Annotated in this window: 18 protein-coding genes; 9 read left to right on the top strand and 9 right to left on the bottom strand. The window is 50.3% G+C overall.

Annotation, left to right across the window (positions count from 1 at the left end; genetic code table 11):
• Positions 1–4: 4 nt before the first annotated feature.
• From hemC to PQQ36_RS17635, 4 genes are read left to right on the top strand one after another with little or no spacing between them, the layout of a single operon-like run.
• The gene (hemC, locus tag PQQ36_RS17650; protein WP_011079138.1) at positions 5–943 is read left to right on the top strand and encodes a hydroxymethylbilane synthase; all 939 of its coding nucleotides are present in this window, start codon (positions 5–7) and stop codon (positions 941–943) included.
• A 1-nt stretch (position 944) separates the two neighbouring features.
• The gene (locus PQQ36_RS17645) at positions 945–1,676 is read left to right on the top strand and encodes a uroporphyrinogen-III synthase (protein WP_072614920.1); all 732 of its coding nucleotides are present in this window, start codon (positions 945–947) and stop codon (positions 1,674–1,676) included.
• Between the two features lie 14 nt (positions 1,677–1,690).
• On the top strand, positions 1,691–2,908 hold the full coding sequence (locus PQQ36_RS17640; protein ID WP_103200150.1) for a uroporphyrinogen-III C-methyltransferase: 1,218 nt from the start codon (positions 1,691–1,693) through the stop codon (positions 2,906–2,908).
• Positions 2,905–4,086, top strand: coding sequence for a heme biosynthesis protein HemY (locus PQQ36_RS17635; RefSeq protein WP_103200151.1), 1,182 nt, complete (start codon positions 2,905–2,907; stop codon positions 4,084–4,086). Before PQQ36_RS17640 ends, PQQ36_RS17635 begins: the two co-directional genes overlap by 4 nt.
• A gap of 81 nt (positions 4,087–4,167) precedes the next feature.
• On the opposite strand, the gene PQQ36_RS17630 is transcribed toward PQQ36_RS17635, so the two are convergent.
• The 3 genes from PQQ36_RS17630 to ftnA all read right to left on the bottom strand — a co-directional run bounded on the left by PQQ36_RS17630 (position 4,168) and on the right by ftnA (position 6,395).
• Complete coding sequence (locus tag PQQ36_RS17630) at positions 4,168–5,355, bottom strand: NAD(P)/FAD-dependent oxidoreductase (RefSeq protein WP_263159606.1); 1,188 nt, start codon at positions 5,353–5,355, stop codon at positions 4,168–4,170.
• Between the two features lie 102 nt (positions 5,356–5,457).
• Positions 5,458–5,781, bottom strand: a complete 324-nt coding sequence (gene uspB / locus PQQ36_RS17625; protein WP_011079133.1) for a universal stress protein UspB — start codon at positions 5,779–5,781, stop codon at positions 5,458–5,460.
• Between the two features lie 86 nt (positions 5,782–5,867).
• Positions 5,868–6,395 (bottom strand): non-heme ferritin, encoded by a 528-nt coding sequence (gene ftnA / locus PQQ36_RS17620; protein ID WP_011079132.1) that lies wholly within the window; start codon positions 6,393–6,395, stop codon positions 5,868–5,870.
• Positions 6,396–6,562: 167 nt separating this feature from the next.
• Between ftnA and uspA the strand changes: the two genes are divergently transcribed.
• Complete coding sequence (gene uspA, locus PQQ36_RS17615) at positions 6,563–6,988, top strand: universal stress protein UspA (RefSeq protein WP_011079131.1); 426 nt, start codon at positions 6,563–6,565, stop codon at positions 6,986–6,988.
• 65 nt (positions 6,989–7,053) lie between these two features.
• On the top strand, positions 7,054–7,944 hold the full coding sequence (locus PQQ36_RS17610; protein ID WP_013570918.1) for a carboxylate/amino acid/amine transporter: 891 nt from the start codon (positions 7,054–7,056) through the stop codon (positions 7,942–7,944).
• A 91-nt stretch (positions 7,945–8,035) separates the two neighbouring features.
• Here the strand turns inward: PQQ36_RS17610 and PQQ36_RS17605 are convergent, their stop codons facing one another.
• The 3 genes from PQQ36_RS17605 to PQQ36_RS17595 all read right to left on the bottom strand — a co-directional run bounded on the left by PQQ36_RS17605 (position 8,036) and on the right by PQQ36_RS17595 (position 12,710).
• Positions 8,036–8,533 (bottom strand): hypothetical protein, encoded by a 498-nt coding sequence (locus tag PQQ36_RS17605; RefSeq protein WP_263166945.1) that lies wholly within the window; start codon positions 8,531–8,533, stop codon positions 8,036–8,038.
• 159 nt (positions 8,534–8,692) lie between these two features.
• On the bottom strand, positions 8,693–9,472 hold the full coding sequence (locus tag PQQ36_RS17600; RefSeq protein ID WP_263166942.1) for a class I SAM-dependent methyltransferase: 780 nt from the start codon (positions 9,470–9,472) through the stop codon (positions 8,693–8,695).
• 109 nt (positions 9,473–9,581) lie between these two features.
• Complete coding sequence (locus PQQ36_RS17595) at positions 9,582–12,710, bottom strand: EAL domain-containing protein (RefSeq protein WP_263166940.1); 3,129 nt, start codon at positions 12,708–12,710, stop codon at positions 9,582–9,584.
• A 126-nt stretch (positions 12,711–12,836) separates the two neighbouring features.
• Between PQQ36_RS17595 and asnC the strand changes: the two genes are divergently transcribed.
• Entirely contained in the window at positions 12,837–13,301 is a 465-nt protein-coding gene (gene asnC, locus PQQ36_RS17590; protein ID WP_011079126.1) for a transcriptional regulator AsnC, read from the top strand.
• An 80-nt stretch (positions 13,302–13,381) separates the two neighbouring features.
• Here the strand turns inward: asnC and prlC are convergent, their stop codons facing one another.
• Positions 13,382–15,424, bottom strand: a complete 2,043-nt coding sequence (gene prlC / locus PQQ36_RS17585) for an oligopeptidase A (protein WP_243328900.1) — start codon at positions 15,422–15,424, stop codon at positions 13,382–13,384.
• A gap of 273 nt (positions 15,425–15,697) precedes the next feature.
• Here prlC and PQQ36_RS17580 point away from each other — a divergent pair, with 273 nt between their 5' ends.
• The gene (locus tag PQQ36_RS17580; protein ID WP_011079124.1) at positions 15,698–16,537 is read left to right on the top strand and encodes a 23S rRNA (adenine(2030)-N(6))-methyltransferase RlmJ; all 840 of its coding nucleotides are present in this window, start codon (positions 15,698–15,700) and stop codon (positions 16,535–16,537) included.
• Between the two features lie 137 nt (positions 16,538–16,674).
• Positions 16,675–18,030: a glutathione-disulfide reductase gene (gorA, locus tag PQQ36_RS17575; RefSeq protein WP_225470964.1), complete on the top strand. Its 1,356-nt coding sequence runs from the start codon at positions 16,675–16,677 to the stop codon at positions 18,028–18,030.
• A 76-nt stretch (positions 18,031–18,106) separates the two neighbouring features.
• On the opposite strand, the gene PQQ36_RS17570 is transcribed toward gorA, so the two are convergent.
• Together PQQ36_RS17570 and PQQ36_RS17565 are read right to left on the bottom strand one after the other, a co-directional pair.
• Positions 18,107–18,718: a bifunctional 4-hydroxy-2-oxoglutarate aldolase/2-dehydro-3-deoxy-phosphogluconate aldolase gene (locus PQQ36_RS17570; protein ID WP_017789652.1), complete on the bottom strand. Its 612-nt coding sequence runs from the start codon at positions 18,716–18,718 to the stop codon at positions 18,107–18,109.
• 9 nt (positions 18,719–18,727) lie between these two features.
• On the bottom strand, positions 18,728–20,104 hold the full coding sequence (locus PQQ36_RS17565) for a GntP family permease (RefSeq protein ID WP_011079119.1): 1,377 nt from the start codon (positions 20,102–20,104) through the stop codon (positions 18,728–18,730).
• Between the last annotated feature and the right edge of the window lie 101 nt (positions 20,105–20,205).

The raw sequence follows: 20,205 nt of genomic DNA, 5'->3' as shown, positions 1-20,205 counted from the left end.
GACAATGACACACTCAACGCCAATCCGAATCGCAACACGCAAAAGCCCCCTCGCTCTATGGCAAGCCTACTACGTAAAAGATGCGCTACAAAAGGCCCATCCAGGCTTAGAAGTCGAGCTGGTGACCATGGTGACCAAAGGTGACGTGATTCTTGATACCCCTCTTGCCAAAGTGGGTGGCAAAGGCCTTTTTGTCAAAGAGCTCGAAGTGGCAATGCTGGAAGGTCGTGCAGACCTCGCCGTTCACTCGATGAAAGACGTGCCAGTGGATTTCCCAGAAGGTTTAGGTTTGGTGACGATTTGTGAGCGTGAAGATCCTCGCGATGCCTTTGTCTCAAACACCTACCATCATGTTGATGAACTGCCTCAAGGCGCGGTTGTCGGCACTTGTAGCTTGCGTCGTCAATGTCAATTGAAAGCCTATCGCCCAGATTTGGTGATCAAAGAACTGCGCGGCAACGTCGGTACTCGTTTAAGCAAACTCGATGCAGGTGAATACGACGCGATCATTCTCGCGGCCGCTGGCTTGAAACGTCTTGAGCTGGAAGAGCGCATCCGCAGCTTTATTGAGCCAGAACAGTCGCTCCCAGCCGTAGGCCAAGGTGCCGTGGGCATTGAATGTCGTACTAACGATGAGCGTATTCTCAAACTTCTCGAACCGTTGAACCACGCCGATACGGCCGATCGCGTCAAATGCGAACGCGCCATGAACCTCACCTTAGAAGGCGGCTGCCAAGTGCCAATCGGTAGCTATGCGCTGCTTGAGGGCGATGAGATCTGGCTCCGTGCGTTGGTGGGCGAGCCAGATGGCAGCGAAATCGTCCGTGGTGAAATTCGTGGCCCTCGCGCGCAGGCGGAACAATTAGGCGTGCAATTGGCCAATCAACTGCTGGATGAGGGTGCCAGAGAGATCCTCACCAAGTTGTACCAAGACCACGAATAACATGGCGGTACTGGTAACAAGGCCAGCCAAGCAAGGCCAAGCGCTTTGCCAACTGCTTCAACAAGCTGGAGTCCCTGCACTCCAGCACCCTCTTATTGATATCGTTGCGAATAGTTCACTCAACACCCTCGCCAACGACCTGAAGCAAAGCGATGTGATCATCGCAGTGAGTCAACATGCGGTGCAATGCGCCGAACACATCCTCAAAGCACAGCAACAAAACTGGCCGCAAAACGCGCTTTACCTTGCCGTTGGTCAAAAAACCGCACACTATTTGAGCAAAGTTACCCACCAAGACGTAAACTACCCGACGGTCAGTGATAGCGAGCACCTCCTACAACTCCCAGAGTTCAATCGGATAGCCGGAAAACGCGTACTGATTCTGCGCGGTAACGGCGGACGAGAACTGATACACCAAGCATTGAGCCAACGAGGGGCTGACGTCCGGTATTGTGAGACCTACCAGAGAGAATTGATCCCCTTTGATGCGGTAAGCTCTCTCACCTTATGGCGCGATCAGGGCGTCGACACTCTGATTGTCACCAGTGCAGAACAACTCGACTACCTCCACGCTCAAATGAGTGATGAGGGTAAATTTTGGTTATATCAACAACGCTTGCTGGTTCCCAGCGAACGTATTGCTGCCATTGCGACCCAACTTGGCTTTACTCAGGTTTGCAATGTAGGAAGTGCCTCGAACAAAGATTTACTGGCTGCTCTCCAGCCTAAGTAACACAGGACAAACTCATGACAAGTAAAAAAAATAACGAGCCAAATAAGCCTGAAGAAACAACTTCTCAACCAATAACCTCTGACGCCTCCACGCCAGAAACATCGAACACTGAATCGACTGCGTCTGTTTCAGCCGATGAACCAACGGTGACGGTGACACCAACAACACCGCCACCAGCAGCCGCTGCAAAGAAAGAAGATAAAAAACCGAGCCAAAAACTCAGTATCCTTGCCATCATCATTGCGTTGTTGGGCACTGGCGGCGTGGCGTTCCAGCTTCAACAGCAAAACAGCCAATATCAGGCACAAATCGCTGCGCTGCAAAATCAGTTGCAACAAACGCAAAGCGCGATGAGCACTGAGCTTAACCAAGTGAAACAAGAGACCGTCGCCAAAGCGACCGAAGTCACTCACAAAGCAGAAGTGGTGCTGGCTCAGCAGCAGAAAAGCATCGAAAGCTTGCAACTTGCAATGGCGGACGTAAAAGGCCGTCGCCCGAACGATTGGTTATTGGCGGAAGCCGACTACCTCGTCAAACTGGCGGGCCGAAAACTGTTCCTTGAGCATGACGTCGTGAGCGCCACCAGCTTGATGGAAAGTGCCGACCAACGCATCGCGGCACTCAACGATCCAAGCCTCGTGCCTCTGCGCAAAGCGATGGCCAAAGACATTACCGATCTGAAAACCATTCCGCTGATTGACCGCGATGGTTTAGTGCTGCGTTTGACCGCACTGCAACAACAAGTCGACCAATTGCCATTGGCAAATGCCATTCTGCCAGAAGCGAAAACCGTCGAGAAACAACAAGTCTCTGACGACATCAACAACTGGCAAAACAACTTAATGGCGTCGCTCAAAGCCTTCTCAGAGAACTTTATTACCTTCCGTACTCGCGATGGCAACGTCATTCCACTGTTGTCGCCAGAGCAGCACTTCTATCTGAAAGAGAACATCAAAGCGAAAATCGAAACCGCCATCAAAGCGGTCTATCAAGAACAAGGTGAGGTTTACACCACCTCACTCACTACCGCAGAAGCGTGGTCGCAAGCGTTCTTTAACCAAGATAACAACACGGTGAAAGAGTTTACTCAATCGTTGAAACAGCTCAGCGAGCAAAAAATTCAGGTGCAATACCCCGTAAAACTGCAAACGCAAAATCAATTGGCGGATGTGATTCGTGAACGTCTACGCCGTGAAGTCACTAGCATGACCAGCACGGAGGCGCAGCAATGATTCGTCTGATCTTCCTCTTTGTCGTGCTTGGTGCCGGGCTGTTTGTCGGTACCCAGTTTTCTGGCCAACAGGGCTATGTGCTGATCTCGATTGCCAACACCACGATTGAAATGAGCGTCACCACCTTGGTGATTTTCATTGTCGCGGCTTTGGCCGGTTTGTTTGGCTTAGAATACCTAGTTAAAAAAGTACTCTATACCGGTTTCACCACGTGGAACTGGTTTAGCGTACGCAAAATGCGCCGCTCTCGTCGTTACACCAACGAAGGCATCATCAAGTTGCTGGAAGGCGATTGGAAAGGCGCAGAGAAGAAAGTGACACGCTGGGCAAGCCATCATGACATGCCACTGCTTTGTTACTTAGTGGCCTCAGAAGCAGCGGATGGCCAAGGTGACAAAGCCAAGCGCGATCACTACTTAGCATTGGCCGCCGAGCAAGAAAACGCCTACTTGGCGGTAGAGCTAACCCGCTCAAAACAGTTGGTACGAGAGGGTGAGTTTGCTCAAGCGTTTGATAGCTTGCAGTCTCTAAAAGGTCGCAACCCCAATAATCCGATTGTGCTGAACTTGCTCAAAACCACTTACCTAGAGCTCAAGTTATGGCAACCTCTGATTGACCTATTGCCAACACTCAACAAGCAAGCGTTGATCTCCCCAGAGGACGCCGAACAGATGCACCAACGAGCTCAGTGCGGTTTACTGGCCGACGTTGCTGGGCAACAAGGCAGTGAAGGATTAATCAAACACTGGAATACACTGCCACGCAAAGTCAAACAAGACCCACATTTGGTGGCCTGCTTTGCCAAACAGTTGATTGCCCGTAAAGCCGACCACGAAGCACTCACCGTGATCAAAGAAGCACTGAAAAAATCACCATCGCCAGAGCTGTACGCACTCCTGCCACAACTCAACCTTAGCGATGTGCATCCTGTGATTGTGATGCTCGAACAGAATGTGAAAAACGACAGCCACAATGCCGAAGCGCACAGCGCACTGGCGCAGTTGTATTTCCGTGAAGGCAAATGGCCACAAGCACAGTCGCACTTTGAAACGGCACTGAAAGTACGTTCGAGTGTTTCCGACTACGCTTTCCTAGCCGACGCGCTTGAGAAGCAAAACCTCAACAAAGCCGCGCATGAAGTGTCACGTAAAGCGCTGACGCTGGTACAAAATCACTGATTCTTGGTGAAAGAGATAACCTGTAAAAGCAAAGGGACGGTTGAACCGTCCCTTTGCTTTTTTATTTGTCTTTACTTGAGCTTACACCCACTGCCCCGCGACAAAGCCGCTCGACCAGCACCACTGGAAATTGTAGCCGCCAAGCCAACCTGTCACATCCATCACTTCGCCAATAAAGTACAGCCCTGGGACGGTTTTGCACTCCATGGTTTTTGAGGAAAGGTAATCGGTGTCCACACCGCCCAGCGTCACTTCCGCCGTGCGGTAGCCTTCGGTGCCATTAGGCGCAATTTTCCAATGCTGCAGATACTCGACAATCTCTTGCAGCTCTTTGCCGTTGTATTGCTTAAGAGGTTTGTCCGTCAGCTCGTTACGCTCGATCAGTACTTCGACGAGGCGCTTAGGCAGCACTTTCGCCAGCGTGTTTTTCATGCTCTGGTTGGGGTGTTTTTCCAAATTGCGTTGCAGCAGCTCCAGCACATCCACCTCAGGCACCAGATTAATGCTCACCGCTTGACCTGCCTTCCAGTAAGACGAAATTTGCAGTACTGAAGGGCCAGATAAACCACGATGGGTAAACAGCAGCGCTTCTTTAAACAACGTACCGTCTTCTGCGGTGATCTCCGCCGGAATGGCAATTCCCGAGAGCTCTGCAAAGTCTTCTTTATCTTGCTTGTGCAGCGTAAATGGCACTAAGCCTGCGGTGGTCGGCACCACTGGAATACCAAACTGCTCAGCGATTTTATAGCCGAAAGGGGTCGCGCCCAGTTTTGGCATCGATAAGCCACCCGTCGCCACCACCAGAGATTGGCATTCAAATGCCTCTGCGCCAGCACGCAGCACAAAACCTTGCTCGGTTTTCTCAATCTCGGTGAGCTGCACTTGATAACGCTGAGCGATATTCGGTTGGTCACACTCACTCAGCAACATATTGACGATATCTTTGGCAGAATCGAGACAGAACAACTGACCATGGTCGCGCTCTTCAAACTCAATGCCATACTTGTAGATCATCGAAATGAAGTCCCAGTTGCTGTACTGCGACAGGGCGGATTTGACGAAATGGGGATTCCGGCACAAGTAGTTTTTCGCCGAGACCTCATGGTTAGTGAAATTACAACGACCACCACCGGAGATGAGAATTTTGCGGCCTGGCTTTTTCGCGTGGTCAAGCACCAACACTTTGCGGCCACGACGGCCTGCCTCGGCAGCACACATCAATCCCGCCGCACCGGCACCAATCACCACCACATCAAACTTGTTACTCATGCTGGAAAATCTCTCTGACAATAAAAAAGGATGTGCAGTTGGCACATCCTTACTTTTTCGCCGCTATTCTAACGGCAAAGGGGGTTATTTTCCAAGCACTGGCTACAGAAGAAATGCAGCCAACAAAGTCACACCGGTCAAGCTTACACTCAGGACGAATAACTCTCTTACCCGATCGCATTTCCCAGTAAAAACTTCATCGTGATGATGGTGGTACTCTTTGCTTTTCAGATAGTGGTAGAGTCGCACCTGTTTGGTGACATTGCCGTGAGTGGTAAAAAATCCGTTACCATCCACTTGTTGATATAACAGTGGATGCGCTTCACGCATGATATAAATCAGTGAACGAAGAGCGGTAAGATAACGAGCGAGGTTAACCCCCGTTACCACCATAAGCGCAAACAGGATAATATCTCCATTGATCATCTTTTCCTCCCTACATCTTCATCAATGCTCAAGAGAAAAAGACAATCAATGTCTTTCTAACCCGCTAACGGAAATTGGCTGTTCCGTTAAGCTGCTGGAGCATCCATGATTGAAGATGAACCTTCTTTCGCCATTTGTGCCAGATCTTTATCGATGAAGAACAGGGCTTTGCCATCTTCACCAACAAGTTCAATTTTGTCCAAAATCCCTTTGAACAATTTTTCTTCTTCGTGCTGCTCTGCGACATACCACTGCAGGAAATTAAAGGTTGAATAATCCTGACTGGTAAACGCAACATGAGCGAGCTTATTAATCTGCTGAGTGATCATTTGTTCATGTTCATACGTTTCGCGGAACACTTCACCCAAGCTTGCAAAATCATGTTTTGGTGCTGCAATCGCGCCTAGAATCGGTAATGCACCCGTCTCGCTGACGTAAGTGAACAGGCGTTGCATGTGTTGCATCTCTTCCACAGCGTGCACTCTTAAAAACTGTGCTGCGCCATCAAATCCTTTATCTTCACACCAAGCACTCATTTGTAAGTATAGATTGGATGAGAAAAATTCCAGATTAATTTGCGCATTCAATTGTTCGACCATAGTCTGAGACAGCATGAGGACTCCTGATTGTTTGTATCCGTTTTGAGCTACTATACCACGAAAAATTCGATAACTCTTTGTTACATGGGATTGGATCTGAGATCCCTTTGGCAAAAAACTCTTCACCTAAGTGCTATGTTTTAACTATACCCGAGGGGGAAAACGATAAAGGAGAGCACACCATGAGTTATCAACACATTTTAGTCGCGGTTGATCTTTCTGACGACAGCAAGCTATTGATCGATAAAGCTGTTTCTTTAGCAAAAGCTTTAGAAGCGAAAGTATCCTTTATCCATATTGATGTGAATTACGCCGAGCTGTACACCGGCCTTATCGACATCAACATGGCCGAAGCACAACATCAGGCGATGGAAGCCTCGCGCACGCAACTGGCGAATCTGGCGGAATATGCCAACTTCCCGATCACTCATACCTTGGTCGGCAGCGGCGATTTAAGCAATGAACTGTGTGACACCATTGGTGAGTACCAAGTGGATTTACTGGTGTGCGGCCATCACCAAGATTTTTGGAGTAAACTGCTCTCTTCGACTCGTCAACTGATCAACTGCTCTCCGGTTGATATGTTGGTTGTACCACTTAAAGAGTGATTTTGCTTTTGCCCTTCTCGGCAAATCGGTAGACTGCGGACATTTGTTATTTACTCGTTATCACTATGTTTTATCTCTCCGCAGTCACCCTGTTATGGGCATTTTCATTTAGCTTGATTGGCGTTTACCTCGCCGGTCAGGTGGACTCTTGGTTTTCGGTGCTGATGCGCGTAGCACTCGCCAGCGTCGTGTTTGTTCCTTTCCTCAAATTCAAAGGGGTCAGCAAGCGTCTGATCGGTAAATTAATGGTGGTCGGCGGCTTCCAGCTCGGCTTGATGTACTGCTTCTACTACCAATCGTTTCTGCTGCTGTCAGTTCCTGAAGTGTTGCTGTTCACCGTCTTTACGCCGATCTACGTCACCTTGATCTACGATTTGCTGCATGGGCGTTTCTCTCCTTGGTATTTGGTGACGGCCATCATCGCCGTATTAGGCGCCGTCTTTATCAAATTTGCCACCATTAACCCGAACTTCTTGCTGGGCTTTTTGGTGGTGCAAGGGGCCAACCTCTGTTTTGCCATTGGCCAAGTGGGCTACAAATACATCATGGAGAAAGAGCAACTCGAGTTGCCACAACACACGGTATTTGGCTACTTCTACCTTGGCGCACTGTGTGTGGCCTTAGTGGCGTTTGCTTTGATGGGCAATCCGAGCAAGCTGCCCACCACCGAACTGCAATGGGGAATTTTGATTTACTTAGGCCTGATTGCATCTGGCTTGGGCTATTTTGCCTGGAACAAAGGGGCAACCTTGGTTAATGCTGGAGCCTTGGCGGTAATGAACAACGCTTTGGTGCCAGCGGGGCTTATCGTCAACATCGTGATTTGGAATCGCGATGTCGATTTGCTGCGCCTAACATTGGGCGGCGGGGTCATTCTGTTTTCTCTGTGGCTGAATGAAACTTGGGTCAAAGCCAAAGTGGAGCGCGACTTTGCTCGCAAAGCGTCACAAGCCTAGCCCTTATCTCGCCTAGCGCCCTGCTTCAATGGCCCACATGCACTCAGCCCACCATTCGGTGGGCTGAGTCGTTATTCTTGCTTAAGTACGCTTAGTGCACTTGCTCGGCACTGCCTTGCAATACTTGTTTGTGACTTAACACTCGTAAAATACCATTGTATTTGTTGAGTTTTCCTTCCAACTTCTCACGCTTTTTCAGCTGTTTGACTTTTTGCTTGGCTAACTTCGCCAGTTTCTTATGGTATTTGCGCTGTTTTTTCAGCGCCTTTTTGGCTTGCTTAAGTTGTTTTTTACCCAGTGATGGCAAATTAATGTCAAACGCACTCACCGACTCCGCCGTCAGTAATGTTTGCGGACGTTGATTCTCGGCTATCGACGTTGGCGAGGGTAACGTGGCAGCCTTTACCGCCAAGGGTTTGGCTTTCGATTTTAGGCTCGGAATGGCTTGCGGCTTACACAGCGAACTTTTCGATGAAGACGCACGCACACAAGATCGGCAAAGGTATTTGGGCGCTGCAACCAACTGATGAATCTCACCCAATTGACTGGCGATCTCTCTTCTATCCATCTTACAAAAGCGTTTTGTCATGCGACTACTCCAACACAAACCATGCCTGCACATTACCGACAATTTGAATAATAATAATTCTTAGTTAGATATACAGCGAGTGCGGTAAATTGGCAAGCGCAGAAATGTGACTCTTTCTGCGCGACAGGAAAGAAAAGGAGAGATTGAGGGGAAAAGCGCTTAACTCATCGACGCGTTGACATAGACGTCAAAACGGTTCTTTTTGGTCTCAATCGCCATGCTGGGTTTAACGCCATCGAGCCACTCTGCATAGTCAGGGCGCTTCACCACCACACGCTTGGTCGCCAATGCTAACGCCGGTGTGAGCAGCGCGTCGGCATCGGTATCTGCCCCAACCAAAGATTGAAACACGCGCATCTCTTTTTTCACTAAGGCGGTTTTCTTTTTGTTTTCAGGATGCGGATACATGGGGTCTAGATAGACCACATCGGGACGAACAAACTCGGCATCGCTGGCTAACGCGGCGAGCGCATCGTGGCTTGACGCGTGCAGCAGCGACATACGCTCGCTCACCCAAGCCCCGATTTCATCATCTTTTTTCGCTCTGGTTAAGCCATCGTCGAGCAAAGCAGCCACAACGGGGTTGCGCTCCACCATCTGCACTTTGCACCCAAGCGAGGCTAAAACAAACGCATCACGCCCAAGCCCTGCCGTGCCATCCAAAACCGTCGGTGTCGCCCCTTTGTTGAGCCCCGCGGCTTTGGCTATGGCTTGCCCTTTACCGCCACCAAACTTGCGTCGATGTGCAACCGCACCGCCTGCCAAATCGACATAAATTGCCCCCAGCTTAGGTTCATCAAGCTTACGCAACTCCAAACGCTCGAACGTCAGCACAAGAGCGAAATGGCTGTCTGCGTTGTGGGTCAGTTGCCATTTGCTGGCAATGGCGTCGAGATAAGGCTGCAAAGCCGCATCTTCACAAATCAGTTGTAGTTGCACAGGGTGCTCCGAAAAATCGTCATGGATGAGGAACTGGCTGGCGAGTTTACCGCAAGCAAGGCTGGAACTGTAGCGATTCCATCGGCCCTAAACTTGGCGATGCATTCTCTCAAGACCCACTTCGCGATGTAAACTCGTCCTGCCATTGCGCCACCAGCTCTGCCAATGGCGTTGGATAACCAATCACGTAGCCTTGGGCGTAATCCACACCGAGTTCTGTCAGTAACGCAATAATTTCACTGTTTTCAACGAACTCAGCCACGGTTTGCTTACCCATTTGCTGCGCCAGTTCATTGATGGCTCGCACCATGATGTGATCGCTCTCATTGCGGTGCATGTCCTGTACAAAAATGCCGTCGATTTTCACCACATCGACAGGCAGTTGCTTGAGATAGCCAAACGACGACAGTCCTGAACCAAAATCATCCAACGCAATCAAGCAGCCAAGTGCTTTCACTTGAGCAAAGAAGTCCATCGCTAAGGCGACGTTTTTCATCGCGGCGGTTTCGGTGATTTCCAGACAGAGTTTATGGCAAGGAATCACGCTGTTGGTCAATCGGTCGAGCAAAAACGCCATAAACTCTGGATTGCCCATCGAGTGACCCGAAAGGTTTATCGAACATCGACCGAGCTGGTGCAACGCATCTGGGCTCGCTTCAAGCCAGTCGAGGGTTTTGGTCACCACTTGTTCATCAATCAGGTGGGCAATGTTGTAGCGCTCGGATGCCGGCATAAAGATCGCAGGCGAGAGATACTCCCCCTGTTTGTCACGAATGCGCGTTAGGATCTCAAAGTGCATTTTGTCGCACTCTTTGCTGAGTGGAATAATGCGTTGAGCAAAGAGTTCTAGACGGTCGTTAGCAAGTGCGTCATGGACTAGGTTAACACTCTCCATCTCCTGCTGACGGCGTTGTAACTCTTCGCTGTCCAAGCTAAACAATTTGAAGCGATTACGCCCCTGCTCTTTGGCCGCATGACAGGCAGTGTCTGCCTGCGCATGCACCATTTGCGGCGATTCGGCCGTATGGTCAATCATACGAATGCCGATCGAGCAGGTTAGGTTTATCTGCACTTTTTCCCAGATGAAAGGCTGGCTGCTCAATGTAGCAATGATGGTTTTCGCCACACCGATGGCGGTGTGTTCATTGCTGTCTTTGAGGAGGACAGCAAATTCATCGCCCCCTAAGCGCGCCAAAATCGCGGTATGCGGCAACACTTCTTCTAACATGCTGGCGCAAAATTGAATGGCCCCATCCCCCGCATCATGCCCTGCGGTATCGTTGAGCACTTTAAGCTGATCCAAATCGATATAGAGCATCGCATGCACACGGCGATGGCTTTCCACCTCGCGCAGCGCGCGTTTGAGTTCAATATCAAATTGGTTACGATTAAAGGTATCGGTCAACAAATCGTATTTGGCTTGGTATTCCAACTGACGAGCCAGCTGCTTGTTGTGGGAGATGTCTTCGCCAACAATCAAAATTTGCCCGGACTCGGTCAATGGACGAATGTTTTCGCGTATCCACACCGCGCTGCCGTCTTGGTGACGATACTCAATCTCTCGACGCCAAACCCCTTGCAGTGCTGGTGTCGGTTGCAGCAGCATTTGCCTTGGCGTCATGGCTTGAGCATTACAATAGAATTCTTGCAGCAGATGGCCGAGCATTTCTAAGGGTTGATAGCCCAGTAGCTGCTGAGCAAAACGGTTTACCTGCTGAATGCGATTATTTTTATCCAGCGTCACCATCATCACCGGCTGCTGCTCATAGTAATTGCGTAAGTTGGACTCACGTTTGTAGAGCTTCTCTTCCATCAACTTTCGTGAGGTGATGTCTCGTGCTTCAAACAAGTATTGTCCTCGCTGATCTCCCACGCTATGCAGCGGTTTGAGAGACACTTCAAGCATCATCGCCCCGAGATTGCGACTCCAAATCTCCGCTTCAAAGGTGCTCAGTTGCGCTTCCGTCGCAGAAAAATAGTCAGCCAAACGAGAGGCAGATGCGTCTTCCCAATGTTGGTGTTGCCATAAAGGGCGATCTAGCGGAACCCCTTGGAAAAACAGCAGATCTTGCAATTGTGCATTGCTGGAAACCAAGCAGCCGTTTCGGTCTAAAATACCGATGTATTGCAAACTCTGGTCGAAAATTGACTCGAGCATCGACTGACTCTCGCGCGCTAACGTTTCGCTCTGTTGAATGCGGCGCAAGTAATAAACTAACAGCACAATCACCAGCACCAACATCACAAATACCGCGCTGTAGAGGCGGATCTCTTGCGCGTAACGCACTGAAAATGGCTCGGGTTTATTGACCAACACCGAGGCTGGCTCGCCTTCCACCCCTAACTTCCAGCGCGCCACGGCTTGATAATCCAGTTTGATGTCAGGCTCCACCACCTTCACTTTCGGTAAAGGTGAGGCGGGTGAGTCCAGCACTTGGTTCAACACTTCACCCGTTGCAAAACCTTGCTTGTAACCACTTTGAATCACACCGCCGACCGCGCCATGACCAAGACCGAGATCGTGCACCATGTAGATCGGTGCTCTGCTGACGCGGTTGAGTTCCTGCCAATCGTCATCATCACTCAACGTACCATCGGCATCGCGGTAATAAGCCCAAAACAGCACCGCGCTGTCTAAATCGAGCGTTTGCACACGCTCAATCAACTCGGCCAGCGTATTCGGCACTAAATGTTGTACTTTTTGCTGATACTCAGGATAGCGGGACAAAAACTTGTCCACCTGCGCGCGCAGCGCGACGCCCGTGATCGAATGGTCCGTTACCACAAAAATTTGCTGTGCTTGGGGCTGCAAACGCTCAATCAGCGACACGTTCGACAGCAAATCAATATCTTCAATCACGCCAGTGGCATTCAAACCCGCGTGCATTTCTGGAGTGTAATTATTAATGCCACCAAAAATCACCGGCGTGCCCGCCAGTGGCTCCGCCAAACGCTGCATCAACTGCAGTGCTACGTTATCGCTCACCACAATCGCATCAAAGCGTTCTTGTTCCACTTTGGTTTTGTAGAGAAAGTAAAGCTGATTGAGAAAGCTGGCGCTTTGGTTGCGTTTGGTATCGAGATAAAGCACACGCAGAGCGATGTCGCGCTCACCGAGTGTTTGTGCGAGGCCAAGTTGGAAGGAGTCAGTCCAAAAGAAACCTTGGTGGTAAGAGTGCACCACTAAAATATTTTTCTCATGGGCACTTGCCCAAAAGCTGCATAGCATTATCAACATGGAAAAACAAAATCGCACTGGCTCACCTTCCTCTCATTCAGCCTATGAGCAAAAAACCTTGATTGTGAAAGATAAGCTGCCCTTGTTAGTATTATACCCATATGCTGATTAGAAAAGGGACAGACAATGCATTCAGCCAATGCCAAGATTGATGATTTGGATCGCGCTATATTGAAAACGCTGATGGCGGACGCGAAAACGCCTTATGCAGAGATGGCTAAGCAGTTCAACGTCAGCCCTGCCACCATTCACGTGCGCATCGAAAAGATGAAAGCAGCGGAGATCATTGAAGGTACCGAAGTGGTGGTCAACACCAAAAAACTCGGCTACGACGTGTGCTGTTTTATCGGCATCAACCTCAATGCGGCGCGCGACTACCATTCCGCGCTGGAAAAACTCAACGCATTGGATGAAGTGGTGGAAGCGTATTACACCACGGGCGCGTACAACATCTTCGTCAAGTTGATGTGTAAGTCGATTGAAGAACTGCAATTTGTGCTGATCGACAAACTGCAAGCGATCGACGAAGTGCAATCGACCGAAACGCTGATTTCGCTGCAAAACCCGATCAATCGCAACGTCAACCCTTAGCTCGCAACAAACTTAGCGTACCGCAAAAAACAAGGCCAGCCGTTAGGCTGACCTTGTGATGCTTAGTTTGCTTAATCGAGTTAAGCCGCAATACCGGAATGGCGTAGCAAAGCATCGATTTGTGGTTCACGGCCACGGAAGCGTTTGAACAGCTCCATTGGCTCTTCGCTGCCACCCATCTCAAGAATATGGTTGAGGAAGCTCTGACCTGTCTCAGCATTAAAAATACCTTCTTCCTCAAAACGCGAGAATGCATCAGAAGAGAGCACTTCTGCCCATAGGTAGCTGTAGTAACCCGCACAGTAACCGCCCGCAAAGATGTGGCCAAAGCTGTGGGAGAAACGCGCCCACTCAACCGCAGGCAGTACCGCGACTTTCTGCTTCACTTCAGCCAACGTTTCGAGCACGCGTGGGCCAATTTCAGGGTCAAACTCAGTGTGCAGGGTGAAGTCAAACAGACCGAACTCAAGCTGGCGCAAAATGCCCATCGCCGATTGGAAGTTCTTCGCCGCCAACATCTTCTCTAGCATCGCTTTTGGCAGCGGCTCACCCGTTTCATAGTGGCCAGAGATAAACGCCAACGCTTCCTCTTCCCAACACCAGTTTTCTAGGAACTGACTTGGCAGCTCCACCGCATCCCAAGGCACACCATTAATACCAGACACCGCACCCGTGGTGACTTGAGTCAGCATATGGTGAATACCGTGGCCGAATTCGTGGAACAAGGTGACCACTTCATCGTGCGTAAACAGCGCTGGTTTGTCGCCGATTGGGCGGTTGAAGTTACACGTCAGGTACGCCACTGGGGTTTGCAGCTCGCCTTGTGCGTTAATACGACGCACGCGGCATTCATCCATCCAAGCACCGCCACGTTTGTGTTCACGCGCATAGAGATCGAGGTAGAAGCTGCCACGCAACGCGCCCTGCGCATCGAAAATATCGAAGAAACGCACTGAGTTGTGCCAAACGTCAATCCCTTCGCGCTCTGTCACGCTCATGCCAAACACACGTTTGAGCACTTCAAACAAACCGCTGACGGCTTTCGACTCAGGGAAGTACGGACGCAGTTCTTCATCCGAAATTTGGAACAGATGCTGCTTTTGTTTTTCGCTGTAGTAAGCGATATCCCACACATTGAGTTCAGACACGCCAAACTCTTGCTCGGCAAACTGACGCAATTCTGCCACTTCACGCTCACCTTGTGGTTTGGCTTTGGTGGCTAAGTCATTGAGGAAGCCCAACACTTGCGCTGGGTTTTCCGCCATTTTGGTCGCCAGAGACTTTTCACTGTAGGTATTAAAGCCAAGCATGCGAGCAATTTCATGACGCAGTTTCAACTGCTCGTTGATGATCTCGGTGTTGTCCCACTTACCGGCGTTTGGACCGCGATCCGACGCGCGAGTCACGTACGCTTCGTACACTTCACGGCGCAGCGCTTGGTTGTCACAGTAAGTCATCACTGGCAGGTAAGACGGCACGTCCAGCGTGATCAAATAACCGTCGAGCTCTTTGGCTTCAGCGGCGGCTTTCGCGGCCGCCAACGCCGATTCCGGCATGCCTGCTAACTCTTTCTCATCGGTGATGTGCTTGGTCCAGCCCATGGTGGCGTCTAGCGTGTTGTTGGAAAACTTAGAGCTCAGCTCTGACATACGCTTGCTGATTTCGCCATAGCGCTTTTGCTCATCCGCAGGCAGACCAATGCCTGATAGCTCAAAATCACGCAAAGCATCGGTAATGGTTTTCTGTTGTGCAGTGGTCAACTTGGCAAACGCTTCGCTGGCTTTAATCGCTTTGTACGCTTCAAACAGACCTTTGTGCTGGCCGACCCAAGTGCCGTATTCCGACAACATTGGCAGGCAGCTTTCATACGCGTCGCGCAGCTCGTCGCTGTTGACAACAGAATTCATGTGGCTCACAGGTGACCAAATACGGCTGAGACGATCATCCACTTCTTCGATCGGCGCAATCACCGTTTCCCAGCTAGGGGTATTGTTGCCTTCAAGCACCTGTTCAATCTTGGCACGACAATCGGCAATCGCCTGTTCCACCGCAGGAAACACATGCTCTGGCTTGATTTGAGAAAACGGAGGCAGATCCGTAAAAGTAAGGAGTGGATTAGACATATAAATTCCTTTTGTTTGACTCTTCAGTATCGTGGCCAACTGTCCATCGATGGCTCGCTTATTCACAATAATAATACGCGATTTTCCTCGACTGTCGCCAATTGGTCTTACATTTTGATACTAAATGAGGGTTAAAGGTTCACATTTCAATACGAATTGACGATTAACTTTTTTGTGACTCAGAGAGAATCCTGAACATCGGCGTCAGTTGGGTATATAATCGCCCTATTAATCCCTGACCACACTCTACCAAGAGTGTTACGAGAGTGAATTTTGCTAAGTTATCGTCATAGCTTTCATGCCGGCAACCATGCCGACGTGGTAAAACACATTGTTCAGAGCTTGATTCTGGACTCGCTAAAACAAAAAGACAAACCCTTCGTCTACCATGACACTCATTCGGGCGTTGGCCGCTACGATTTGACCCACGAATGGTCAGAGAAAACGGGCGAATACAAACAAGGCGTGGCGCGTATTTGGGATCGCAGCGATCTGCCTGCCGACATCGCCAGCTATATCGATTCGATCAAAGCCCTCAACAATGGCGATAAACTGCGTTACTACCCTGGCTCACCACGCGTCGCACGTGCTCAATTGCGCGATCAAGACCGCATGGTTCTGACAGAGCTCCATCCAAGCGATTACCCGCTATTGGAACAAGAGTTTCACCGCGATCGCCAAGTCAGCATTTACAAAGAAGACGGTTTTCAACGCCTCAAAGCCAGCTTGCCACCGCAAGAGCGCCGCGGTCTCGTGTTGATTGACCCACCTTACGAGTTGGCCAAAGAGTACCGTGATGTGGTGCAAGCGATTTACCAAAGCCACAAACGCTGGGCAACTGGCATCTACGCGATTTGGTACCCCGTGGTCAACCGCTGCGATATCGATGACATGTTAGAAGGGCTGGAAGGGCTGGGCATTCGCAAGATTCTGCAAATTGAGCTGGGCGTGTCACCGGATACCAATGAGCGTGGTATGACCGCTTCAGGCATGATTGTGATTAACCCACCTTGGAAACTAGAAAGCCAGATGCAACAAATTTTGCCTTTCCTTAAGGAAGCAATTGCGCCGGCAACCGGTCATTGGAAGGTAGAGTGGATCGTTCCTGAGTAAAAGAGAGACGCAACACCCAAAGAATTTCCGTACGACAGATTGAGTTCAACCAATCTGTCCTCCATATAAAAATGAAATGAATGAAAAATACGCAGGGAGCACGCGAGTAAATCGCCCCTGCCAGACAGGAGAAAGTAATGGCAACGCATTTTGACTATATCTGTATCGGCGGCGGCAGTGGCGGCATCGCTTCAGCAAACCGTGCGGCGATGTATGGCGCGAAAGTAGCGCTGATCGAAGCAAAAGATCTCGGCGGCACGTGTGTGAACGTTGGTTGTGTACCGAAAAAAGTGATGTGGCATGGCGCGCAGATCGCAGAAGCGATGAGCCTATACGCTTCTGACTACGGCTTTGATGTGGAAGTGAAAGGCTTCGACTGGAGCAAACTGGTTGAGAGCCGCCAAGCGTACATTGGCCGCATCCACCAATCTTACGATCGCGTGCTAGGCAACAACAAAGTCAACGTGATTAAAGGCTTCGCTAAGTTTGTCGATGAGAAAACCGTGGAAGTAAACGGTGAGCACTACACCGCCGATCACATTCTGATCGCTGTGGGTGGCCGCCCGACCATTCCAAACATCCCTGGCGCGGAATACGGCATCGATTCAAACGGCTTCTTCGACCTTGCAGAGCAACCAAAACGTGTTGCTGTCGTTGGCGCGGGTTACATTGCGGTGGAAATCGCTGGCGTGCTCAACGCCCTTGGTACAGAAACCCATCTGTTCTGCCGTAAAGAGTCGCCACTTCGCAGCTTTGATCCAATGATCATTGACACCTTAGTGGAAGTGATGGCGGCAGAAGGCCCAACACTGCACACCCACTCGGTACCAAAAGAAGTGGTCAAAGAAGCCGATGGCAGCCTAACGCTTCATCTAGAAAACGGTGAAAGCCAAAACGTTGATCAGCTTATCTGGGCAATCGGTCGCCACCCAGCGACTGATGCCATCAACCTGAGCGCAACCGGCGTAGCAACCAACGAGCGCGGCTACATCAAAGTCGATGAGTTCCAAGCAACCAACGTTGCTGGCATCTACTGTGTGGGCGACATTATGGAAGGCGGTATCGAACTCACACCCGTTGCGGTGAAAGCGGGTCGTCAGCTGTCTGAGCGTCTGTTCAACAACAAACCCAACGCGAAGATGGACTATGACTTGGTCCCAACTGTTGTGTTCAGCCACCCACCTATCGGCACCATTGGTCTTTCTGAGCCAGAAGCGATCGCTAAATATGGCAAAGAGAACGTGAAAGTGTACACCTCAGGCTTTACTGCGATGTACACCGCCGTGACTCAACACCGTCAGCCATGCAAGATGAAACTCGTATGTGCGGGTGAAGATGAGAAAGTGGTTGGCCTGCACGGCATCGGTTTCGCGGTGGACGAAATGATTCAAGGTTTCGGTGTCGCGATGAAGATGGGCGCAACCAAAGCCGATTTCGACTCTGTTGTGGCTATCCACCCAACCGGTTCGGAAGAGTTCGTCACGATGCGTTGATCGCATCATCGAATAAAGCGAGAAATAACAAAAGGGTCATCAATCGATGACCCTTTTTGTTATGGAGCAATGGTGTTTACTTCACCGCACGAACCAGTTCCGCAATGCCTTCCCAATCGCCGTTGTCCATCATGGCGGTTGGAACCATCCAAGTGCCACCACACGCGACAACCGATTTCAGCGCAAGATAATCTTCCACGTTAGATGGGCTCACGCCGCCTGTTGGCATGAATTCCACTGGGTAAACCGCCGTCAGCGCTTTAAGCATGTTGACACCGCCTGATGGCTCAGCAGGGAAGAACTTCAGGGTGCGCAAACCCATTTCCATCGCTTGTTCAACCAAGCTTGGGTTGTTAACGCCCGGTACAATGGTCACGCCGCGTTGCTGACAGTATTTCACGGTGGTTGGGTTAAAGCCTGGGCTGACAATGAAATCCACGCCCGCTTCGATGGCGATGTCCACTTGTTCTGTGGTTAATACCGTGCCCGCACCAATCAACAAATCAGGGTAGGCTTCGCGCATGATGCGAATGGATTCCGCCGCCGCTTCCGTGCGGAATGTCACTTCCGCACAGGGTAAACCGTTTTCTACCAACACTTTTGCCAATGGCAAGGCGTGTGCTACATCGTTGATAGCGATAACTGGGACGATTTTGATCTCTCTTAATCGTTGTTCAAGTGTTGTCATAGATAACCTCTAAAGAATAAAGCTCAATACAGCGACGATAAGGAAAGCGATGCCACCAAGCAAGGTTTCCATTACCGTCCAAGTTTTCAGCGTGGTTTTCTCATCCATCTCAAGCAGACGAGAGACCAGCCAGAAACCAGAATCGTTAAAGTGAGAAAGTACCGTTGCACCGCCTGCGATAGCAATCACGATAAAGCAGAGGTCTAACTCACTCAAACCTGTGGTTGCCGCGACAACCGGGGCAATCAGCGCAGCGGTGGTCGTCAGTGCCACGGTGGCAGAACCTTGCGCCACACGCAAACAGGTTGAAATCACAAACGCAGCCACAATCACTGGCATGCCTGTGTCGGTCAATACATCGGCCAAGGCATTACCAATGCCGCTGGCGCGCAATACGCCACCAAACATGCCGCCCGCACCAGTAACGAGGATAACGCCACAGATCGGAGCCAGTGAGTCGCCACACAATTTTTCAAGTTTAGCCATGCCGTAATCTTTGGCAAACACCACCAAGCACACGATCAAGGTAATAAGAAGCGCGACTGGCGTTTTACCTAGCATGCGAAGGAATTCCACCAACGGTGTTTTACCATCAATCACCCCCGCTACTGCCAGCGTGTTTAGGCCGGTATCCAAGCAGATCAGTAATACGGGCAGCACTAAGATGGTCATTACTGTGGCAAATTTTGGCAATTTGCTTTCATCGACAATCGCATCGCTGTTAAAAAATGCTTTAGAAAGTGGGATGTCGAATTTCTTACCCGCGTACAAACCAAATAGGTACGCGCCAAGATACCAAGTTGGAATCGCAACCAGGATACCCACAACCAGCAACAAACCAATGTTGGCACCCAAAAATTCCGCTGCCGCCACCGGGCCCGGATGGGGAGGCACAAAGGCGTGCATCACCGCAAACGCACCCGCAGACGGTAAGGCGTATTTGATTGGCGAGCCACCAAAGCGTTTCGCCACACTAAAGATGATGGGCATCATCACAACAAGGCCGGCATCAAAGAAGATTGGGAAACCAAACAGCAGCGACGCAATACCCAGCGCAAACGGGGCGCGATCTTTACCAAAGCGACCAATCAGGGTGTCGGCCAGCACTTTGGCCCCGCCTGTCACTTCCAAAATTTTACCAATCATGGCGCCAAGGCCGACCAACAGTGCAACAGAGGCAAGCGTGCCGCCAAAGCCACCCATCATGGTGGGCACCACTTTGTCCGAGGTCACGCCTGTGGCAATGGCGGTGCCTAAACTGACAATGGTCAGTGAGGCAAAGGCATGCACTTTGAGTTTGATGATCAGCACTAGCAACGCTGCAATCGCCAGCGCAGCTATGGTTAAAAGATATGTAGGATCAGGGGTGTGGGCTAATTGCTCCATAAGTTCACCTTTCGAATTATTGTTTGTGTTGTGGTTCACATTTATTTACGTTACCGGTAACATGTTACCGATAACATGAATAAGATAAACCCATATTTCAA

Origin of the sequence: Vibrio sp. CCUG 15886 (genome assembly GCF_028570825.1) — a bacterium.
Taxonomy (GTDB): domain Bacteria; phylum Pseudomonadota; class Gammaproteobacteria; order Enterobacterales; family Vibrionaceae; genus Vibrio; species Vibrio vulnificus_B.
Note: the sequence above shows the minus strand (reverse complement) of the source record. Positions and strands in the feature narration are given on the sequence as shown.